The 21,434-nt window shown below is 51.3% G+C and carries 20 protein-coding genes; 6 read left to right on the top strand and 14 right to left on the bottom strand.

Annotation, left to right across the window (positions count from 1 at the left end):
• Positions 1-53: 53 nt before the first annotated feature.
• On the bottom strand, positions 54-653 hold the full coding sequence (locus KXJ70_RS05940) for a hypothetical protein (RefSeq protein ID WP_219042508.1): 600 nt from the start codon (positions 651-653) through the stop codon (positions 54-56).
• Positions 654-967: 314 nt separating this feature from the next.
• Here KXJ70_RS05940 and KXJ70_RS05935 point away from each other — a divergent pair, with 314 nt between their 5' ends.
• From KXJ70_RS05935 to KXJ70_RS05925, 3 genes are all read left to right on the top strand, one after another.
• Positions 968-1,222 carry a type II toxin-antitoxin system Phd/YefM family antitoxin gene (locus tag KXJ70_RS05935; protein WP_255558205.1) on the top strand — a complete coding sequence of 85 codons (255 nt, stop codon included), beginning with the start codon at positions 968-970 and terminating at the stop codon, positions 1,220-1,222.
• Entirely contained in the window at positions 1,219-1,473 is a 255-nt protein-coding gene (locus KXJ70_RS05930) for a Txe/YoeB family addiction module toxin (RefSeq protein WP_219042507.1), read from the top strand. Before KXJ70_RS05935 ends, KXJ70_RS05930 begins: the two co-directional genes overlap by 4 nt.
• 433 nt (positions 1,474-1,906) lie before the next feature.
• Complete coding sequence (locus tag KXJ70_RS05925; RefSeq protein ID WP_219042506.1) at positions 1,907-2,311, top strand: MAPEG family protein; 405 nt, start codon at positions 1,907-1,909, stop codon at positions 2,309-2,311.
• A 150-nt stretch (positions 2,312-2,461) separates the two neighbouring features.
• Here KXJ70_RS05925 and KXJ70_RS05920 read toward each other — a convergent pair whose 3' ends face one another.
• The 3 genes from KXJ70_RS05920 to KXJ70_RS05910 all read right to left on the bottom strand — a co-directional run bounded on the left by KXJ70_RS05920 (position 2,462) and on the right by KXJ70_RS05910 (position 4,289).
• Positions 2,462-2,872, bottom strand: coding sequence for a hypothetical protein (locus tag KXJ70_RS05920; protein WP_219042505.1), 411 nt, complete (start codon positions 2,870-2,872; stop codon positions 2,462-2,464).
• Positions 2,873-2,957: 85 nt separating this feature from the next.
• Entirely contained in the window at positions 2,958-3,260 is a 303-nt protein-coding gene (locus KXJ70_RS05915) for a putative quinol monooxygenase (protein WP_219042504.1), read from the bottom strand.
• A gap of 585 nt (positions 3,261-3,845) precedes the next feature.
• The gene (locus tag KXJ70_RS05910) at positions 3,846-4,289 is read right to left on the bottom strand and encodes a hypothetical protein (RefSeq protein ID WP_219042503.1); all 444 of its coding nucleotides are present in this window, start codon (positions 4,287-4,289) and stop codon (positions 3,846-3,848) included.
• Between the two features lie 109 nt (positions 4,290-4,398).
• On the opposite strand from KXJ70_RS05910, the gene KXJ70_RS05905 reads away from it, so the two are divergent.
• Positions 4,399-6,030, top strand: a complete 1,632-nt coding sequence (locus KXJ70_RS05905; protein ID WP_369409751.1) for an alkaline phosphatase D family protein — start codon at positions 4,399-4,401, stop codon at positions 6,028-6,030.
• Positions 6,031-6,101: 71 nt separating this feature from the next.
• Positions 6,102-8,153, top strand: a complete 2,052-nt coding sequence (locus KXJ70_RS05900) for a metallophosphoesterase (RefSeq protein ID WP_219042502.1) — start codon at positions 6,102-6,104, stop codon at positions 8,151-8,153.
• 14 nt (positions 8,154-8,167) lie between these two features.
• Here KXJ70_RS05900 and holA read toward each other — a convergent pair whose 3' ends face one another.
• The 10 genes from holA to miaB all read right to left on the bottom strand — a co-directional run bounded on the left by holA (position 8,168) and on the right by miaB (position 20,852).
• Positions 8,168-9,190 (bottom strand): DNA polymerase III subunit delta, encoded by a 1,023-nt coding sequence (gene holA, locus KXJ70_RS05895; protein WP_219042501.1) that lies wholly within the window; start codon positions 9,188-9,190, stop codon positions 8,168-8,170.
• The gene (locus tag KXJ70_RS05890; RefSeq protein WP_219042500.1) at positions 9,190-9,708 is read right to left on the bottom strand and encodes an LPS-assembly lipoprotein LptE; all 519 of its coding nucleotides are present in this window, start codon (positions 9,706-9,708) and stop codon (positions 9,190-9,192) included. Before KXJ70_RS05890 ends, holA begins: the two co-directional genes overlap by 1 nt.
• Complete coding sequence (leuS, locus tag KXJ70_RS05885; RefSeq protein ID WP_219042499.1) at positions 9,698-12,157, bottom strand: leucine--tRNA ligase; 2,460 nt, start codon at positions 12,155-12,157, stop codon at positions 9,698-9,700. Before leuS ends, KXJ70_RS05890 begins: the two co-directional genes overlap by 11 nt.
• 939 nt (positions 12,158-13,096) lie before the next feature.
• Positions 13,097-13,612, bottom strand: a complete 516-nt coding sequence (locus KXJ70_RS05880) for a hypothetical protein (RefSeq protein WP_219042498.1) — start codon at positions 13,610-13,612, stop codon at positions 13,097-13,099.
• A 142-nt stretch (positions 13,613-13,754) separates the two neighbouring features.
• Entirely contained in the window at positions 13,755-15,242 is a 1,488-nt protein-coding gene (gene lnt, locus KXJ70_RS05875; protein ID WP_219042497.1) for an apolipoprotein N-acyltransferase, read from the bottom strand.
• A gap of 82 nt (positions 15,243-15,324) precedes the next feature.
• On the bottom strand, positions 15,325-16,944 hold the full coding sequence (locus KXJ70_RS05870; protein WP_219042496.1) for an FMN-binding glutamate synthase family protein: 1,620 nt from the start codon (positions 16,942-16,944) through the stop codon (positions 15,325-15,327).
• Positions 16,945-17,073: 129 nt separating this feature from the next.
• Entirely contained in the window at positions 17,074-17,925 is an 852-nt protein-coding gene (locus tag KXJ70_RS05865) for a CorC family transporter (RefSeq protein ID WP_219042495.1), read from the bottom strand.
• 17 nt (positions 17,926-17,942) lie between these two features.
• Complete coding sequence (gene ybeY, locus KXJ70_RS05860; protein WP_219042494.1) at positions 17,943-18,413, bottom strand: rRNA maturation RNase YbeY; 471 nt, start codon at positions 18,411-18,413, stop codon at positions 17,943-17,945.
• Positions 18,410-19,396 carry a PhoH family protein gene (locus tag KXJ70_RS05855; RefSeq protein WP_219042493.1) on the bottom strand — a complete coding sequence of 329 codons (987 nt, stop codon included), beginning with the start codon at positions 19,394-19,396 and terminating at the stop codon, positions 18,410-18,412. Before KXJ70_RS05855 ends, ybeY begins: the two co-directional genes overlap by 4 nt.
• 67 nt (positions 19,397-19,463) lie before the next feature.
• Positions 19,464-20,852: a tRNA (N6-isopentenyl adenosine(37)-C2)-methylthiotransferase MiaB gene (gene miaB / locus KXJ70_RS05850; RefSeq protein ID WP_219042492.1), complete on the bottom strand. Its 1,389-nt coding sequence runs from the start codon at positions 20,850-20,852 to the stop codon at positions 19,464-19,466.
• A 190-nt stretch (positions 20,853-21,042) separates the two neighbouring features.
• Here miaB and KXJ70_RS05845 point away from each other — a divergent pair, with 190 nt between their 5' ends.
• The gene (locus KXJ70_RS05845) at positions 21,043-21,387 is read left to right on the top strand and encodes a DUF1820 family protein (protein ID WP_219042491.1); all 345 of its coding nucleotides are present in this window, start codon (positions 21,043-21,045) and stop codon (positions 21,385-21,387) included.
• Positions 21,388-21,434 lie beyond the last annotated feature (47 nt).

Here is a 21,434-nt window from a genome sequence, read left to right as displayed (position 1 = left end):
GGCCGAAGAACCAGAGCGAAGCGGCGGTTTTTTGGTCCCTCTGGCTGGCCTTGTTATGTTTTTATGCCTAGCTCTATGGCTGCAGTTTCATGCAGCACTTGTAGAACAAAGATGGTTTGTTGAATGTTGACGTACTCAGTGCTCTTTTCATAGATGTACCGCCAATTCACGAAAGCATGATTAATGCTTTTAAGGTGGTCTTTGAACAGAACGCCTTTTTCTACCTCGTACTGGCTCTCAAAGCTTTTACAGGTTTTGTTTATTCTGTCTTTTACTTTGTTAGGCAGCGACTTAAACAAGGCAGTTAAAACATGAGATTCTGTTACCTCACCATGAATTTCTTGAAGGGACTTGAGATACATCTCGGCGCTGAAGGCCGCATTAACGACAAAAGGAGTGATGCCTTGCGGGTTTCTTGGTAACGACTTTAAATCTTTCTCATATATATGTGCTGATGCATTAGCAAATGACTGAGCCTGACTATAGATCATCTCTGCCTTTGGTATGTCGCGCCAAAGCCCTTTAGGCTTGAGTAGTTCTTGAGCAAGCCTGGCGGCCTCTTCTAGGTCTTCGACATCTTTGACATAGCCAACAGGCTTGTTGTCACACATCACTGTTTTCATGCCTTCCGGTGGTTTGATGTCGATATCCATTTTTACTCCGAGCTATCCTGAAACATAACGAGGCTGTAGAAAAACTCCAGCCAATCCACTTCTTTGAAAATTACGCGCTCCTGCGTGAAATCCCCGCAAATAACGCATCTGAATCTCCTCCTATTTCAAAAAATCGGCCTATTTACAGATCAAAAATCAACCAGAACCGGGCCTTGAAAATTCCCGTTAGTAATTCTACAGCCTCAACGCTTGGGTAATACGCGGAAAAAACCGCAGGTTTTTGGAGTCGTATTGACCCACTTGTTATGTGCTGATATCATATGTACATATTTTTGTACATGTACAGGTAAATCATGATGGAAAGCATAAGCTATACCGCCGCCCGAAGCAATCTTGCCAAGACTATGGAGCAGGTATGTAACGACCACGCCCCTGTGGCTATCACCCGCAAAGGCGAAGGCGCTGTGGTAATGATTTCGATGGACGACTACCAGGCCTTGGAAGAAACCGCCTACTTGCTGCGAAGCCCTAAGAATACACGGCGCTTGATTGAGTCTATTGCCGAACTTGAAGATGGAAAAGGTCAGCCAAAGGAATTGATTGAGTGAAATTAATTTTTGCAGAGAAGGCATGGGACGATTACCTATACTGGCAAAAGACTGATAAGCAGATGCTTAAACGTATTAATGTACTTATCAAGGATATTCAGAGAGAACCATTTGAGGGGATTGGCAAGCCTGAGCCTTTGAAGCACGCCCTTTCTGGGTATTGGTCTCGGCGAATTAACGACGAGCATCGAATTGTTTATAAAATTCATCAAGACTCCATTCTTATTGCGCAACTACGGTATCACTACTGAGCTAAGCACATAACGAGGCTGTAGAAAAACTCCAGCCACTCCAAAAATTAAAATACATTCGTGTTCCTACTCGAAATCTGGAGGTTATTCGCATGTCAAATCGGCCAGATTTCGAAAAACACGCCTATTTTAGCTTAAAATACGATCAAACAAATTCGCCATAATTCAGTTTTAGTTTTTCTACAGCCTCAACGCCTGAGCTTACCGGCATATTTTGGATTGCCGCAGGCAACGAAAAATATGTCCGAGTACAGCGAATTGTTAGGCGGAAGTCCTCCACGACCCCTGGAGCTCTCCCGAAACTGCCGACGCGGACGTATTGTTCTGCCACCGTACCCTTGTCATCAACTGTGTCCAGCGCCGTGCGATGCGTTGCATCTGTTCGGAGGCTGTGTACGTACAATAAATGCAAATTCAAATACTAGGAAAGATTATGACCGGATTCATTGCAGTGGTGCTTTACGTGGTGTGGATACAACTTCTCACGCTGTCTTACGCATTCCCTCGCGTGCCAATGGCGCTTTTCGGAGGCCGCAAGTTCTCAGACTGGGAGCGCGCTGAGGTCAACCGCGACCCGGCCTTCATGGTTCGCGCCAAGGGCGCGCACCTGAACTGCGTGGAAAACTTTCCGCTTTTCGCAGGCGTGGTGGTGGTTGCCGCGCTCATGGGCAAGAGCCCTGTGGTAGATAGTCTTGCGATGTTCATCCTGCTTGCGCGCGTGGGGCAGAGCCTGTCACATCTCATAAGCACTGCCTCGGCGTTTGTGCTATCACGTGCTACGTTCTTCCTTGCCCAGGTCGGCATGATTTTCTGGATTTGCTTTCAGCTCATCGTCTGATTTTGCCCCTGGATGGGGGCGCCCGATACAGGACATCCCGTGATAATAGGGCCGAACCCGGCCGCCTAACGCCGTGTTTTGGGGCGCCGGAGCGCCAGCGAAGGCGTCCCAGCAGCGCGAGCTTTTTCGCGCTGCGACTACAACACCTTGTTAAATGCCAACAATTGCCAGAACCAAATAAATGCTTGTGGCCAATATGCCAGCCCCAAGGGTTACGTACGATGCATGGATTAGCCAAAATCGTTTTGATTTGAAGTACTCGTTCTTATCCCAGTTTCTATTTTCAGCAGGCTTCTCTAATTCCTTAGCCAAAAAGAAAAACCGTTGTGCATCTATTCGAAGCTCATATAAGCACAAGCCTACAGTTGCAACAAACGAAACGAGCGCCATACCAAGCAGCCACTTCTGAGTATCAGAGACCGTATTTTCAGAAGTTGTCGTAAGTGCTAGAAAGAACACGCCTGTAGCCCCTGACGAAACCGACAAAATGTACGAGCGGAGTCTATTACCCGCATCCTTTGCCAACTCGTGATACTTGAATATTTCTTCTTTAGTACTCATGAGCATTTAACGCCCAAACTCAGCCGCCGTTTTGCCTTAGCGAAGCAAAGGCAAAACGGCGGCTGGAGTGTCTTGTTGGGCTTTACTAACCCGGCAGCTTGGCCGCTAGAACGTCAACCTTCTCGATGGACGGCGGTGAGGAAAAAAGGTCGCTTGCCTGCGCCATGAGGGCAGCAGCGACCTTGCCAGCAAGATGCGCCTGACGGCCCGCCTCATCGGGAAAGGCGTCAAAAATGCCGAACGTGGATGGCCCCAAACGAATACCGAACCATGCGGTAGTGGCAGGCTCCGCTTGGACTAGCGGAAGCCCGCCAAGCAGAAACTGCTCTACTTCTTTCTCTTTCCCGGGCTTCGCTTCCAAGCGGACGAACAACGCTACTGTGACCATGGCACATCTCCTGCGGTTGAGAGTCCCCACCATACGCTTGTTTTCGGTGAAGCCCAACAGTTTTGTTATGAAGACTAGGGCCTTATATCACCTTGGCACCCTATCTCTGGAGAGAGCTCATTCAGCTTCCCCAGAAATAACATAAAATTCAGTAGGTTGATGATGTGGCGTCAATTCGACTTGAGATGATATCAAGACTCGCTCCCACTATCTCGCGAAAAGCTCCCTTCCCCCTATCATAGACCTGACTTTCTACAAATCAATGGTTTAGCCCCAGTCTGATCGAATTAAGGAGCCACGGTCTACTGAAAATGGGAGAAAGCGAGAACTATTCGTACTTATGTACTATGGGTGACTGCAAATCGCGCTCGGCAGGTGGCTGTCAAACTGATTTGTACGTTAGCTTTTGGCGTGATTCGGCCTGTTTTGCGGGGTGCCGACTGACTGCTATTGTGCAAGAGCCAAGATAGCTGAGTATCGACAAGGGGCGCGTCCTGATCGGTGACGTTTCGTCAGTATTTGAATGGCCGCTCCGGTATTTGGTGCCTGACCTGGCGTTCTCGCGCCGCTTATCTCAGTAGTTATTTATTCTTTTGTCGCTGGACTACCCGCCGCGTGAAAAATCTCTGGAGCGGCAATCGCGCGACTGCCAACGATAAACCACTTACCGTCGCGACGTTCAAATTGGTATTCAGCGTGGTGCACTTGGCTTTCGCCAGCGGTGAATTTGCCAAAGCTGCTTTTGTATTGCAGATAGGCTACGTTGAAGGGTTCCAGTCTGCGCAGACTCACAACCGTATCGAAGTCTTCTGGGAATCGCAGTCTGACATCGGCGGTCGCTATACCCGTGGTTTCAGTGCTTTCGAGGGTTTTTACGGTGATGTCTTCGACCGAGAAAATTGGCGGTTTTGCCATTCCTTCGAGGTTGTCGCGCAGTAAATTTTTGACCAGATAATCCGTAAACGGAATTGGCTTGCTGCTGCAGGCCGCTAATAGGACGCATGTCACTATAATACAAAGCTTTTTCATTGCTGGGGTGTTTCTCCCTCGATGTTGATGAATTGTAATTGAAATGTATTTGTAACACCGAAAAGTTATCATACTGTTACTTTTTGATGACGGCAGCAGTGAGCTCTACGTGAAACGACGACATTTTCTACGCGCCATGACCACAGCGTCTATTGCGGTGCCAATTCTGACAGCCTGTGGTGGTAGCAGCAACTCTGGAGCTCGCGGTTCGTCTAATCCCCCGGTAGCGGATACCGAGGTGTCATTTATTCATGGCGTTGCCAGCGGCGACCCTTTAGACGACCGGGTGATACTGTGGACCCGCGTTACGCCAGAGCCTGAATTTGCTGGTGCTATCAATGTGTTGTGCGAAGTGGCAGAAGACCCAGAGTTCGACATGATTGTGCTGTCAGAAGTCTTTACGACAAATGCCGAGCGCGATTACACGGTTAAGTTTGATGCGGCGGGTTTGTTGTCCGAGCAGCGCTATTGGTATCGCTTTTCCGTTGGTAGTCAGCAGTCGCCGGTAGGCCGTGCGCAAACATTACCCATGCCGGGTCAATACGCTGAACGTCTGCGTTATGCAGTGTGTTCTTGTAGCAGTTATCCCCATGGCTATTTTTCTGTATACCGTATGATCGCCAATCGCTCTGATCTCGATTTTGTTCTGCATTTGGGCGATTACATATACGAGTACGGCGACGGTGAATACGGCGATAATCCGGCACGCTTGCTCGATCCTCCCCACGAGATTTTGGTGTTGGACGATTATCGTCGTCGCTACGCCCATTATCGTAAAGATGCCGACTTGCAGGCAGCGCATTTAATCCATCCTTTTATTACGATTTGGGATGATCATGAGTCTGCCAATGATTCTTATAAAGACGGTGCAGAAAATCATAGCGAAGGTGAAGGCGAGTGGTTGGCGCGTAAAACACAGGCGATTCAGGCCTACTTTGAATGGATGCCCATTCGCCCGCCAACGGAGAGCGAAGACCGTATTTATCGTGCCTTTCGCTACGGCGATTTAGCGGATTTCATCATGCTGGATACCCGCTTGGAGGGACGCGTAAAGCAGTTGGAGAATCCAGTTGACCCGGCCCGCAGTGATGCGCGTGATTTACTCGGTCAAACTCAGAAGGAATGGTTCAAAAATAAGCTAGCGACCGCGCAGGGGCAGTGGAAGTTTGTTGGCCAGCAAGTCATGTTTGCCCAGTTACAGTTACTGGAAATTCAGCGTTTATTGCCGGGTGTGCCGACCAATGATTTTAGTCCTTTGGTAGCAGTGAATATGGATCAGTGGGACGGCTACCCGGTAGAGCGTGAAGAGATTCTCGACTTTGTTGAAGACAACGCTATCAGCAATATGGTCGTACTCACCGGTGATATTCACACCAGTTGGGCGAGCGAGCTTTACAAAAGTAGCGCGGTGCTGACCGGTGGTGTGCTTGATGAACCCTTGGGGGTTGAATTTGTGGCGCCTAGCGTAACGTCGCCGGGCTTTCCTGATGGTGCAGCGGAGTTGGTTTCTGCGGTATTGCCGGTGGTTAATCCCCATATGAAATATACCGACTTAAAGAATCACGGTTTTATTTTGATGGACGTTACCCATCAGCGTGCACAGGCTGAGTTTTATTACGCGGAGAATATAGATTCGGCTGAGCAATCTGGTGTTGAATCTAGCAAGGTGAAGCGCTTGGCGGTGAACAGCGGTAGCAGTCGGCTCGTCGAAGATACGCCGGTGTCATATCCCAAAGTGTGACCGAGCGAATAGCGATTAACATGGCGCCACTTATACACTAACGGCGCATATAAGTAGTTGAGAGAGAAGTAATGAACAATCGAGATAAATTACTAGCCACGCCCCTGCTAATTGCCTTGATCATGACCTTGGCTGCTTGCGGTGGTTCGTCTTCAAGTCGATCAGCGCCAGTAGACGATGGTGTGGTGGATGAAACTCCCGATGAAACCCCCGATGAGGCCGCCGAGCCGGTGGTGCGAATAGTGCTACTCGGCGATAGCGGTAGCGGCAGTGCTGGCGCTTATGCGGTGGGCGAGGCCGTTGCCAAGGTGTGCGCGGCTAAGGGCTGTGATTTAGTGCTGGGGCTCGGTGATAATATTTACGAATCGGGTGTGAGTTCTGAGCTTGATCCGCAGTTTGAAGAGAAATTTGAATTGCCGTTTGCTCCCATCGATCTACCTTTTTATATGGTGTTGGGAAACCATGACAACAGTGGTTTCTTTGGTGGCGATGGTGCTAATAACTCCAATGGTGACTTCCAAGTCGATTATCACTACCGCGATGCCTTGCACCCAGAGCAGCCTCGGCAGACGTCGCGCTGGAAAATGCCGGCGCGCTATTACCGGTTTACCCAAGGCGGTGATGCGTCCGCGCCATTAGTGGAATTGTTCGGTGTCGATTCGAATCAAATTGCGGGCGGCTTTCCTGACAGCGATGAAAATTACTCGTATAACAACTACGGATTGGTTCAGGCGCAGTGGTTGAAGGCCGCTATGGCCAGCAGCAAGGCAAAATGGAAAATCGCCTTTGCCCATCATCCTTACCTTTCTAATGGTAGCCACGGCAATGCAGGCAACTACGACGGCATCCCCGGTTTTATTGCGCCGGTGTTGGCGGGTAGCCGCTATAAATCATTTTTAGAAGAAACCTTATGCGATAAGGCGGATTTCTTTTTTGCTGGCCACGACCACGATTTACAATGGTTGCTGCCTGTCGCGTCTTGCGGAAAAACCGGCTTTATTGTCTCTGGTGCGGCCAGTAAAACCCGAAGCTTGGAAAACCGTGACGACAATGCTGTTTACTATGAAAAGGGCGATAGCTACGGTTTCGTTTGGGTCGAGATTAAGGGCGACAAAATGGTCGGTGAAGTCTATCAAGTTGACCCCGACGACGCGGCCCTCGGCTTGGGTTCGCTAAGCGCTCCCGAGCCTGCGTTTCGCCGTGAGCAAAGCCAGCAAGCTGCGGTGGGGTTGCCGGAGACCGACGGTTTTACCAACCCCTTAGATGGCGGGTCAGATTTTGATATTAATGATCAAGAGGGCAATCTCGATCCGGTGCAAAGCCAGTTTGCCGATGGCTTTGCAAGTTTGGCTGGGGCGATTCCAGAGGAAAATTTAGCGGGGCTAGTCGCGGCGGTAGGTGAGTCGGGCAATGCACTGCTGGAAGTGGTCGATTCGCTGCTAAGTGGCTTGCAGGGCGCGGCGACTGAGCAAAATCCCGAGTTGGCCCTGGCCGGGGGTGAGCGGGCGAGCCAGGCTTTGCTGTATGCATTGCAAAGTTTGCAGGATGCGATTCCCGACGCTGGCAGCGAGGGTTTACCCGCGCCATTTGATCAGCTTGCCGCCGCACTGGAGCAGTTTACTGGTGAAACGGGTAGCGATGACGATCCCGCTAGTGCAGATCTGCGCGGCCTCACAGATCCTTTGAACAGGCTGGCAGCCAATATACAGGGCATCGTTGACAGCATCGAGGAAGAGGGCGGCAGCGTGCCGGTGGTGGGCGGATCGCTGAGCTTACTGTCGGAGCTATTATTTGATGTTACCCGCGTGATTGATGCAACGGGCAATGTGAGTACCAGCGAGGTGGGTCAAGTTGTGGTATCTACCAACGACGATTTATTAGCGAATCTACTTTTGAAAGTTATTCCAATTGAAGAATTCGCTCCCGCAGAAGTAAGTGATGCAATTGGTCTTGGTCCAAAGTTCATTAGCGCGGCGTTGCTGGCAGTTGTTCGCGAAGTGACTTATGACCTAGACACGCTGCTGTTGCCATCGCTACTGCAGGGCTTGGGTACTTTGCCGCTGTCGGCCTTGGAAGGTTTATTTGGTAGCTTGGCGGGTGGGTTGGAGGGAATCGGCGGCTGAAGCCGGCCTGTCGGTTAAAGCTTTTCTGCAAGCTTTTGACCGGCTAACAGCGACACCAAGTTAGCAAAGAGGATGCTTGCGTTCTCTTTGCTTTGCCCTTTTTGGGCGGCGTCTATGCGGGTGGCAAGTTGCAGAAGTTTGCCGAGCTGGGCGCTTTTCAAACGGCGCAGGGTATTTTTGTAGAGACTCTTGCGCTTGTCCCAAACCCGAGCGCCATCTAGCACGCGATCTATGCCGCCCCCCTGTTCTAATTGCTGCGCGCACTGATACAGGGTGCGAATTTCCCGCGTTACTGCGCCGAGCATGGCGATGTCTTCGCCCCCTTCGGCCTGCAAGCTATTGAGCATTTGCAGAGCGTTACCAGCATTGCCTGCCAGTGCGGTGTCGATTAGTTTAAACACATCGTAGCGCGCGCTGCTCGCCACCGCATTGGCGACGACGTCGGCGGTGATGCTGCGCTCGCCCGCCAGTATTTTGAGTTTAGCAATTTCTTGGTCAGCGGCGAGTAAATTGCCTTCAACCCGATCAGCTAACAGTTGCACTGCGTCGCTGTCGGCGTTGAGGCCGATCTTGCGCATGCGCTGCATGATCCAGTTATCTAAGTGTTGGCGCTCTATTGGCCACACTTGAATGACTGCGCCAGCCGCGTCGAGGGCTTTCACCCATTTGCTGTTCATGCTCCGGCTGTCGAGTTTGCCGCAACTCACTAGCAAAATATTACTGCCGTCTACATGCCCTAGGTATTCCTGCAGGGCCGCTGAACTTTTCTGGTCCATCTTGCTATCGCCAATTCGCAGCTCAATGAGTTTGCGGTCGCCAAATAAAGACATGGATTGGCCGGAGTCTAGTAGTTGGCCCCAGTCGAAGCTGCGGTCAACATTGAGTACTTCGCGTTCGCTAATACCTTCTTTGCGACAGTGCTGGCGAATGGTGTCGCAACACTCTTGGGTAATAAGTAGCTCGTCGCCAGTGATCAAATAGGCAGGCAGCAATTGCTTGCTGAGGTGTCCGGTGAGTTGTTCCGAACGAATTCGCATCAGGGTTGGTCTTGGAGTTGATGAGACCAGAACTCGACCTGTCGTGCGAGACGAATACTCAGCTGCTCGCGCATTTCGGCGCGCACGATAGTGGACTCAGTTTCTTCGCCGACGGGGTTGTCGGGGTCATTCACAATCAGACGACGTTGCTGCAGTGTGTGTGGGCCGCGCAGATTCGTGCCGTCGGGGCTTTGCAGTTCAATACTGGCCGATTCAAACAGCGCATACTCGGCGTCGCGGGCCTCGCGATCAAGGGCGACACTGCGCTTTTCTTCGTCTAATAATTTAACAATAACTATTAATTTTGCTTCTTTGCGGCGCTTGCTAACTGCGACATCGTTTATGGCGAATTGGCGTTTAAGCGACGAGCTGAGCTCTTGGCTTTCGCGATCACTGGCAACGTAAATTGGCTGTAGCTTGGCGTCGATACTGCTGTCACCGCGCAGAGCAAAGCCACAGCCCGCCAGTATTAAGCAGGCTGCAGCGATAAACGAAAAACGTGTCAGCTTAGTTTGCAACGATATTCACCAGTTTTTTGGGGACCAAAATTTCTTTGCGGATGGTTAAGTCCGTCAGAAAGCGCTGCACATTCTCTTGCTCACGGGCTAATTTTTTGATGCTCTCGCCATCGGCATCGGCCGCGACTTCAATGGTAGCACGCAGTTTACCATTGACCTGTACCGCCATTTCAATGGTGTTACGCACTAAGGCAGACTCATCTACCTGCGGCCAAGGCGCATTAATAACCGCATCGCTGTGGCCCAGGTTTAGCCAAAGTTGGTGACTGATATGCGGCACAATGGGGGCGAGCAGGCGCACAGTGGCTTCAATGGCCTCGCGCTCAACAGCCAGGCATTGCTCACTTTGGCGCTGGAAGCGGCTGACGTCATTTACCAGTTCCATCACTGCTGCAATTGCGGTGTTGAAGGTCAGGCGGCGGCCGAAATCATCGCTGACTTTAGCGATGGTTTCATGAGTTTTGCGGCGTAAATCCTGCTGCGGGCCACTCAGATTTTCTGGTGTTAGCGCTGGCGCTGAACCGGCTTCAAGATGCGTTGCGGCCAGTTTCCACAGCCGCTTCAAGAACCGGTGTGAACCTTCAACAGCACTGTCAGACCACTCAAGGCTTTGCTCCGGTGGTGCGGCAAACATAATGAAAAGGCGCACGGTGTCTGCGCCGTATTGCTCAATTAAGGCTTGCGGATCGACGGTATTGCCCTTGGATTTGGACATTTTGCTGCCGTCTTTCAAAACCATGCCTTGGCAAAGTAACTGCTTAAACGGTTCGTCAGAATCCAGCAGGCCTTCGTCGCGCATTAATTTGTGAAAGAAGCGCGCATACAAAAGATGAAGAATGGCGTGTTCAATACCGCCGACATACTGGTCTACTGGCAGCCAGTAGTTCGCACGGTCGCGATCAAGCATGCCGTCTTCAAAGTCGGGGCAGGTAAAGCGCGCGTAGTACCAGCTGGACTCCATAAAGGTGTCGAAGGTATCGGTTTCGCGCTCGACCGCGACGCCGTCGAGTTCGTCTTTGCGCCACTCTGGGTCGGCCTTGATGGGCGACTGCACGCCGTCCATTTCCACGTCTTCTGGTAACAGGATCGGGAGCTTGTGAGCCGGCACGGCAATTTCGCCGCCGTCGGGTAAATTAAAGATCGGGATTGGCGCGCCCCAGTAACGCTGGCGGGAAACACCCCAGTCGCGAAGGCGGTAATTGGTCGTGACTTTGCCTTTACCCTGCGCGACGAGTTCATCAGAAATCGCTTTAAACGCCGCGTCAAAATTTAGTCCGTCGAAGGTAGCGGAATTAACCAATATACCTTTGTCGGTGAAGGCGCCGTCTTCCAAATTGACGGTGTCGCCATTTTCGGGGGCGATAACTTGGTTGATAGCGAGGTCGTATTTTTTCGCGAACTCGTAATCGCGTTGATCGTGGCCTGGTACCGCCATGACCGCGCCGGTGCCGTAATCCATCAGCACATAGTTAGCGATCCAAACCTGCACGGCGTCACCGGTGATGGGGTGGCGAGCGTCAAGGCCGGTGAACATGCCTTTCTTTTCCATGGTCGCCATATCGGCCTCGGCGACGGAGCTATTGCGGCACTCGTCGATGAAGGCGGCCAGCGCTGGATTACTTTTGGCAAGCTCCAGAGCAATGGGGTGTTCTGCGGCTAGGCTCACGTAGGTAACACCCATAAGGGTATCTGGACGGGTTGTGTAGACTTCAAAACCGCCCATTCCCGCGACAGGAGCGTCCAGATCAAATCGCATTTGCACGCCCTGTGAACGGCCAATCCAATTGCGCTGCATGGTCTTAACTTGCTCTGGCCAGCCGTCGAGCTGATCCAAATCATTCACTAATTGATCTGCGTAGCTGGTGATTTTAATAAACCACTGGGGTATTTCTTTGCGCTGAACCTGGGTGTCGCAGCGCCAGCAGCAGCCGTCGATAACCTGCTCGTTGGCCAACACAGTTTCGTCGACTGGGCACCAGTTCACCGCGGAGGTCTTTTTGTAGACCATGCCTTTTTCGTAAAGACGGGTGAAGAACCACTGTTCCCAGCGATAGTAATCGGACTTGCACGTGGCAAACTCGCGCTGCCAGTCGTAGGCGAAACCAAGTTGTTTAAGCTGATCGCGCATATAGGCGATGTTTTCAACCGTCCACTTAGCCGGTGCGGTTTTGTTTTTGACCGCCGCGTTTTCAGCCGGTAAACCAAAGGCATCCCAACCCATAGGCTGCAACACGTTCTTGCCCAGCATGCGCTGGTATCGCGAGATGACATCGGCAATGCTGTAATTGCGCACATGACCCATATGCAACTTGCCGCTGGGGTAGGGAAACATCGCCAAGCAGTAATATTTTTCGCGGCTGGTATCTTCAACGGCGGCGAAGCAGTTTTGCTCCTGCCAGAACTGTTGAGCGCAGGTTTCGATGTCGCGTGGGGCGTATTGGTGGTCCATTGGCGGTGTCAGGTCTCTGTACAGCGGGTGTATAAGTTAAGGGCGCTTATTCTAGCAGCTAAGCGGGCTATGAATAAGTGCCTATTTTCGCGCCTGCGACGCGAGCCGTGGGTGTGGTGGTAAAAACCAGGCTTGATTGGGTCAGGATTCTATAGTTCCCGGTCATACCCGACCCTGATCGGGGATCCAGATTAGCGAAGTGAATGCCTTTATTAAGAAACCTAATCTTCAACTTGTCGGGTTGCTGCAAGCCCTTGTTTCGCCCAGCTGGGCGACTTACTTTATTCGGCACTACGTGCCTCACCCTACGGGTCGCCAAAAAGCGGCGATCAATTAGAAAACTTTGTCTTTTTGCATGCCCAAAAAGAAAGTAAGCAAAGAAAAAAGGCACCCTGCATCACCGTCGATGGCAAAAAGACGCCATCGATATAACTCGGGGCCTCCTGCCCCTCGGCCTAAAGGCCGCCCCTTCGGGCGTTCAAAACGGCTATCCTGCCGTTTTTTCCCCGCGCTTCGCAAGTAACGGCGCGTGAAAAACTCGCCTTCGGCTCAAACAGTTTCTCGCTCTAATCCGTTACTTACTGCAGTGCTCAGCGGCGCTGAAGGGAAGTTGGCGCAAGCTGCGAGTATCCAGGTTATATGAAATTATTTGTCTAGTGCCTGAAGATGGCACCAATCTTAGTCCCGCTTTTGAAGTCACTGAGCATCGCAGAAATTCAATGGGATGTTTTTAGCGAGGACTGTCTGAGCCGAAGGCGAGTTCCGCAGCGATCCCATTGGATTTTGAGATGCGCAGGGTACCCGAAGGGTGAGTGATAGCGGGCGAATTTCTTGCTTACTTCTTTTTTCGTAAAAGAAGTAAGTCGCCCATCGGGGCGAAACACAAGCTAGCAGGATATGATAAAAGTGATATAGGAAAGCAATGACTTTGATATGTAGCTAGATATTTTTGCGTCGCGTGTTTAGCAAAGAAAACCGCCAATCTTCTAGTACTTCACATAAGCGACGAACATCAGGTGACTCGCCAATAATCGTTTTAATTCCTTGATACAGCGGAAAATCAGTATTTTCGTCTATGTGGTAGTGGCGAAGAGTCTTGGTTGTTTCGTTAACGGGCCAAACAGACCACTCTTCGTTGTGCTTAAAGTAGTTAGCAAGAGAATTGATCAGTTCCACGTAGGTATACTCGTGGCAGTTGGTTTCCTGGTATTTGTATAAATCAATTTTCTTATAGTTAGCCTTTTCAATTTCGTTTATGTCACTAACTGTGCCCGCGGCGTAGGTCTGACAAGCTACCAATGCAGCTCCGTAGAAATATTCTGCATATTCCATTGCAGTAATCCCATCCATTACGCCATTTTTGGAAAGATGAATAAGTTCGGAAACGACATTTGTTGTTGCCGTACACAGTGTACGTAATGGAGTGGAACGGAAGTCGATTTCTTTGTAATGCATTGTTGAATACCTAGCGAAAGCATTCTGGCTCAATCCCGCAACTCATTTTATGTTGCTTGAATCTTGCGATAAAGTTGTTAAATACGCTTCTTAACCGATTATTTTCATCTGGCGTTCTGAGAAAGTTAGATATTTGTTTTAATCACGCCGGATTCGACCGGCGCAAAAACCTAGCAGAGATCACCAATCCAAAACACAAAACAATAATCGGCGTTGAGCCGTAACGCGTATATGGCGTAGTGCCACTCCGGGCGTGAACAACGCCTTTTAAGTTGCCGGCAGTAAACGACGGAATACGCGTCCGGATATTGCCATGGTGATCGACAATGGCAGTAATGCCCGTGCTGGTGACGCGAATGAGTTCGCGACCGTTTTCCAGTGCGCGCATCTGTGCCATTTGCATGTGCTGGTCCGGTCCAATGGAGTGACCGAACCAAGCGTCGTTGCTTATGGTGAATAGCAGGTCACTGTGGCGGGCGCTTTGGGCTACTAAGTCTGGATACGCAATTTCGTAGCAGATGGAGGGCGCCAGTTGCCACCCTTTAACTTGCAGGTGGCCTTGGTCTGGGTCGCCGCGGTTAAAGCTCGACATGGGGAGGTCGAAGAAGGCAATGAGGCCGCGAAGATAGTGCGCTAGCGGCACGTATTCGCCGAAGGGAACAAGGCGTTGTTTGTGGTATATGCCTTCGCCGCCACTAATGACCATGACCGAGTTGTGCATGTCTTCTTTTGTGCGGGTGGGTACGCCGGTAATAAGGGCGCTGTTATTGGCCTCGGCGCGTTCGGCGATGTATTCGAAATAAGACAGGGCGTTGTGATAAAGCGTGGGAATAGCCGCTTCCGGCCAAATCACTAAGTCGGAATCTGGCCACAGTTCTTCAGACGCGAGATCGTATTGTTCTAGGGTTGCCCAATACTGGGTGTAGGCCCATTTTTTTTCCTGCGAAATATTGGATTGCACGGCGCCTATGCGCAGTGGCGGCTTGGCGTCGGCGGTGGTCCATTCGTTATTTTGCAGTGAGAATCCCAAGGCGAATAAGGCAAGGCAGGCGGCGATGCTGGCATAGCCGTGGCGTTTTAATTGGGCGGGCGCGGTAATGCTAAAGGCGATGGCTGCGCCGCTTAGCGCGACCCAAAAACTTAGGCCGTAAACACCGATGACTGGCGACCATCCCGCCATAGCGGTATGTAGGTGGCCATAGCCCAGATAAAGCCAGGGAAAGCCGGTAAATATCCAGCCGCGCAGCCATTCCGCTAGCACCCACATTGCGGCAAAGCCCAAGGTTTTACCGGCGATGCCATCGCGAACCCAGCGGCAGTAAATATAAGCAAATAGTGCGGGTACTAGGCCCAAACCTATGCAGAATAGTGCCGTCATAGGTATGGCTAGCGCGACGGACGTGCCACCAAAATCGTGCATGGCGACGTAAACCCAGGACACGCCAGTGGCAAAGCTGGCACTGCCAAAGGTCCAGCCGAGCATAAATCCTTGTTTAGCTGTTGCGCTGTTCAAGCTGGCAGCGAGGGCGGCCATGGCGATGATGGCTGTCCACCACCAATCAAAGGGGGCGAGTGAGAGGGTAAGGCTGGCGCCGGCGACTGCAACAAAAGCGTAGTGACTAATTTTCACAGGGGGTTGTTCCGGCCATTCATGTAAAAACGGAGGCCTAGTGTAGCGACGGCCTCGGTTGGGGGCTAGGGGAAGATGTGAATTAGCGTGGGCGGGCGTCTTTGTTCGCCGTGATAGGAATGGCGGAGCGGGTATGGCTCTCTATGTCGACGCCATTGTCTGCGGTGCTGGCAATTAAGTATTCCGGTTTTGGTGTTTTTTCTGGGTAGCGGTCGGTCAAGGGTTCTGGGCTGCCGTTATTGTCGATTAAGTAAACGTGTCTGCGGGTTAAGGCGCGGGCTTCTTTTACGCCGCAGGAGTGGGCTATAACACCGACTTCATGCATTAGGTTTAGCGCGTAATTCTTAACGCGGGTGGCTTTGTTTTCTGGCACCAAGCCGCGCTGCAGTTCTGGGTCGTGGGTGGTAATGCCGGTGGGACAGGTGTTTTTATTGCATTGCAGCGCTTGTATGCAGCCGAGCGCAAACATAAAGCCGCGAGCACTTACGATGAAGTCTGCGCCAACACAGAGTGCCCACGCCGCTTCGGCGGGGTTGATCATTTTGCCGGAGGCGATGACTTTAATGCGCTTGCGCAAATTATATTCATTTAATTTGTCGACCACCAAGGGCAGGCTGCGGCGAATGGGCAAGCCCACGTAGTCCATTAAGCTTTGCGGCGCTGCGCCGGTGCCACCGTCGGCGCTGTCGATGGTAATAAAATCGGGCGCATATTCTAGGCCGCGCTTGTGGATGGTTTCGCCGAGTTCGTCTAGCCACTCCGAAAAACCGATCACCGCTTTAAAGCCCACGGGTTTGCCGGTGACATTGCGAATTCTTAGCACCATGTCCAACAGTTCATCGATGTTGTGGATATCGGTGTGACCGTTGGGGCTGATGGAGTCTTTGCCAATTTCGATGCCGCGAATTTTGGCGACTTCTTCGGTAACTTTGCCGCCGGGTAAGATGCCGCCTTTGCCGGGTTTTGCACCCTGGCTAAGTTTTATTTCAATCATTCGCACCTGGGGGTGAGCTGCGATGGCCTTGAGTTTTTCGTCGCTGAGATGCCCCTCGGCGTCGCGCACCCCGTATTTGGCGGTGCCGATTTGAAACACGATGTCGCAACCCGCTTCGAGGTGATAGGGCGATAGACCACCTTCCCCCGTGTTGAGCCAAATACCGGCTTCTTTTGCACCTGCGCTTAAGGCGCGGATGGCGGGTTTGGATATCGCCCCAAAGCTCATGCCAGAGATATTGAAAATAGCTGAACTGGTGTAGGGATGTTTAGCGAAGCCCTCACCGATGGTCACCGCGTGGGTGGGGGCGGCGTCTTGGCTTAAGGTGGGAAACAGGCAATTCATAAATAACACTTCATTGCTCTGGTTTAGTGGTCGCGTTGAACCAAAGGCGATGGTGGTGTCGATATTTTTTGCAGCGCGATAGACCCAAGAACGCTGGGAGCGGTTAAACGGCAGCTCTTCGCGATCCATGGCGAAAAAGTATTGCCTAAAGAATTCGCCAAGGTGTTCAAAAATATAGCGGAAACGCCCGATAACAGGGTAGTTGCGGCGAATGGCGTGCTGGGTTTGGGTGATGTCGCTGATGTAGATGTAGACTAAATAGATAGCGCCGAGCCCTAGCAGGATCAAAAAAAGCAGTGCGCTGTATTCAACGACGCCGCTGGCGATTCTATTGAGGGTGTCTAAAGTCTGATCGTCGGACATACTGGCCTCTACGCTGGTAAAAATGAGCGATGTGTAAGCTCATTGTAGACCTTTATTGAGGGGTAAGTTCAAGGCGCGGGAGATTTCTCTCCCGCGCAGCAGTGATAATCCGATTAGGGCGATCAGACTCTAGCTTTCTTCGAGCTTGCGCATTCGCAACAAATGAATCTGGCGATTATCGGCATTCACCACTTTGAATTCGAATTCTTCCAAGCGAGTTATTTCATTGCGGCTGGGAAGGTGGCCAAAGGCTTTGAGGAGCAGGCCGCCGATGGTGTCGAATTCTTCGTCGCTAAGACGCGCATTGAAATAATCGTTGAAGTCGTCAATGGGTGTGAGCGCCTGCACTACAAAGTCGTTGTCGGCAATTTTGCGGATTGGCAGGTCGTCGTCTTCGTCGTACTCGTCTTCAATTTCACCCACGATTTGCTCGAGAATGTCCTCGATGGTGATGAGGCCGGCGGCGCCGCCGTATTCGTCAATTACCACAGCCATGTGATGGCGTTTTTCGCGGAAATCCCGCAGCAAGACATTTAGTCGTTTGCTTTCTGGTACGAGGGTGGCTGGGCGCAGAATGTCGCGAATATCGATATCGGCGCTGTTCTCAAACTTCCACAACAGCGGCAACAAATCCTTGGATAACAAAATACCCAAGACATTATCGAGGGTGTCACCGATAACGGGATATCTGGAGTGGCCGGTGTCAATAATGATGGGGAGGAGTTCGCTGAGGGGCTGGTCTGCCTTCAGTACCACCATTTGTGGTCGCGGAACCATAATTTCTCGGGCCTGCATATCACTGATATGCATCGCGCCTTCAACAATACTTATTGCATCGTCATCGATAACTTCGTTCTGTTTGGCGACAGCAAGCAGTTCAAACAGATCTTCCCGTGTTTTGGGTTCAGATGAAAAAGCATGGGCAATTTTCTCGATCCAAGATTTATCACTTGGATCGTTGCTAGATCGATCTTCGCTCATGGTTTTGGGTGCTGTCCTCACGAAATAGGGGTATAGGGGTTACTGATATCCAGTGTTTTTAGCAGCGCAATCTCCAGCGCTTCCATCTCTTCTGCTTCGTCATCATCAATGTGGTCGAAGCCGAGCAGGTGGAGTGTACCGTGAATTACCATATGCGCCCAGTGGTCATGGCAGGCTTTGTGTTGCTCGCCGGCCTCGCGTTCTACTACTTCTTTGCATATGGCGAGGTCGCCAAGCAAGGGTAACTCAAGTTCTGGAGGTAGATCTGCTGGGAACGATAATACATTAGTTGGGCCGGATTTCTGACGGTATTGGGCATTTAAGTCGGCACTTTCCACTTCGTCGATCAGGCGAATGCTCAACTCAGCCTCGTCCCGCAGCCCCGCCAGCGCGGTTGTTGCCCACAGTATAAACTGGGCTTCGCTGGGCAGGTTGGCGGCTTCGCAGGCGATTTGTAGATCGAGCTCCAAATCTATTGTGCGATTCATCGAGGCGCGCCGAATTCAGCTTCAAAGGCGGCATAGGCTTCTACAATGCGCTGTACTAGCGGGTGGCGCACCACGTCTTTGGCGGCGAAATGGGTCATGCTGATGCCTTCAATATCACCCAGCACGTTCATTACGTGCACGAGTCCCGACGGTGTGCCGCGGGGTAGGTCAATCTGAGTTGCGTCGCCGGTAATGACCGCGGTTGAGCCAAAACCAATGCGGGTTAGAAACATTTTCATTTGTTCGCGGGTGGTGTTTTGCGCCTCGTCTAAAATGATATAGGAGTCATTTAGGGTCCGGCCGCGCATATAGGCCAGCGGTGCAATCTCAATAATATTGCGTTCAATCAGCTTTGTTACCGTCTCTATGCCGAGCATTTCGTACAGGGCATCGTATAGTGGCCGCAAATAGGGGTCGATTTTTTGGGCGAGATCGCCAGGTAGGAATCCCAGTTTTTCACCCGCTTCCACTGCGGGCCTAACGAGTAGAATGCGCTGCACTTCATTGGCGATTAAGGCTTCGACGGCGCAGGCTACTGCTAAATAGGTTTTGCCTGTACCGGCGGGGCCGATGCCGAAGTTTATATCGCAGCTCTGGATGGCTTTCACATAGAGTTGCTGATTTTTGCCGCGGGGTTTAATACTGGCTTTTTTGGTTTGAATAAGCACCGGCAACTCGTCACTGCCGGTGGGGCTGCTGAGCTGCTCAATACCGGCTTCTTGCAGGTGTAGGTGCACGGTTTCGGTATTCAGTGCACTGCCATTCTGGCTTTCATTGTAAAGGTGCTTAAGCAGCTGCACGGCGTCATCTACCGCATTGGCTTGGCCGTTTATTTGAAAGGTATTCCCGCGCGCTGCAATACGCACTTGCAGGCGTTGCTCTATTAACTTGAGGTTGGCGTCCAGGTGGCCGCACAAGTTTGCCAGCAGGCGGCTGTCGTTCGGTTCAAGAGTTAATACGCGTTGAATATCTTGTGCAGTCAATGGTTCACCGATTGTCGCCGTGGCGACGCAAATAAAAAGTGTAGAAAGCTATTTAGCAAACCATCGCTTAAGCGATCAATTCGCCGCGCAGTGAATTGGCGTAGGCCTCTAAAATAGTAACGTCAGCAAATTGCCCTATTACCGTCTGATCTAAACAGGGGAAATTGACCACCCTATTGTTCTCAGTACGGCCCTGCAATTCGCCCGGATCTTTGCGGGACACGCCCGTTACCAAAATGCGTTGTTGGCTGCCGACCATTTGGCGGCTGATTTGCGCAGCATTTTGTAGAATATGGTGCTGCAGGGTAGCTAGTCGTTCTTTTTTAACTTCTTCCGGTGTCTCGTCTGGCAGCTGTGCTGCCGGCGTGCCGGGGCGAGCGCTGTATATGAAGCTAAAGGAATGATCAAAGCCGATGTCCCGTATCAATTGCATGGTGTCATTGAAGTCGTCATCAGTTTCGCCGGGGAAGCCGATGATAAAGTCAGACGACAGACTAATATTGGGGCGTATGGTTTTTAGCTTGGCAATTTTTGCACGGTATTCATCGGCGGTGTGGCCGCGCTTCATGGCCGCTAATATTCTGTCGCTGCCGTTTTGCACCGGCAAGTGTAAGTGGTCTACTAATTCAGGAACGGTGGCGTAGGCTTGGATCAGTGCCTCGCTAAACTCAACTGGGTGCGAGGTGGTGTAGCGAATTCGGTCTATGCCGTCGACTTGCGCGACAAAGTGAATAAGCTCTGCAAAATCGACGATCTCGCCCTCGTGATTTTCACCGCGATAAGCATTGACGTTTTGACCGAGCAAATTCACTTCACGCACACCCTTGGCAGCGAGTTGAGCGACTTCGGTAATGACGTCGTCGAAGGGTCGGCTAACCTCCTCTCCGCGGGTATAGGGCACGACGCAGAATGTGCAGTATTTAGAGCAGCCTTCCATAATGGAAACGAAGGCACTGGGGCCGTCAACGCTGGGCTCAGGTAGTGAATCGAATTTTTCGATTTCTGGAAACGTGACATCGACGATGATTGGGCCATCTACTTTTTTGGCGTCGAGCATGCCGGGCACGCGGTGCAGGGTTTGCGGTCCAAAGATTAAGTCGACGAAGGGCGCGCGCTTACCAATATCGCTGCCTTCTTGACTGGCAACGCAACCGCCGACCCCAATTTTGAGATTCGGGTTTTTATCTTTAAGTTTTTTCCAGCGGCCGAGCTGATGAAAGACTTTTTCCTGCGCTTTTTCGCGGATTGAGCAGGTGTTTAGCAGCAGCACGTCGGCTTCGTTTGGGTCGTCGGTGCGTTCATAGCCGTGACTTGCACCCAGCAGATCTTGGATGCGCGCAGAATCGTATTCGTTCATCTGGCAGCCATGGGTTTTAATAAACAGCTTCTTAGGCTTGTCAGCGGCGAGGGCTGTCTCTGTCACCGAGGTGTTGGTTTGGGCGACATCATTTGACATAAGTTCTTCAGGCATAAGGCGCAAACAGGCTGCTAATAAAATTGGGCAGGCATTATAGCGAAAATGTCGCCTAAAACCCAGAAGTGCGGTGGATTTGGCAAATTTATGCTATGATCCGCGGCCCGGTTTTACGGTGTGTTTTAATCTTTATCTGTGCCCCACAGCTGTACCCAGAGACAATGGAAAGACTATGGCCCAAGCCCCTATTTATAAAGTCATTTTTCACAACAACAGCAAGGTTTACGAGCTTTATGCGCGCGCTATTTATCAAAGCGATATGTACGGCTTTATAGAAATTGAAGAGATTGTGTTTGGTGAGCAAAGCCAGATTGTGGTGAATCCGGGTGAAGAAAAACTGAAAAATGAATTCAGTGGTGTGACGCGCAGCTATATTCCGATGCATTCAATCGTGCGGATTGATGAAGTAGAGAAAGAGGGCACCGGTAAAATCGTGGACTCTGACGGCAGTAGCAATGTGCGTCATTTTCCCAGTGTGCCAGGCCGGCCGATTACCCGTACGCCAGATCCCGAGTAAGCCGCATACTGCGCCAATTGGCGCAACCGTGTATAAAAAAGGGTGCC

This window comes from Zhongshania aquimaris (assembly GCF_019312595.1).
Taxonomy (GTDB): domain Bacteria; phylum Pseudomonadota; class Gammaproteobacteria; order Pseudomonadales; family Spongiibacteraceae; genus Spongiibacter; species Spongiibacter aquimaris.
The sequence above is the reverse complement of the archived record's forward strand: the minus strand, read 5'-3'. Positions and strand labels throughout refer to the sequence as shown.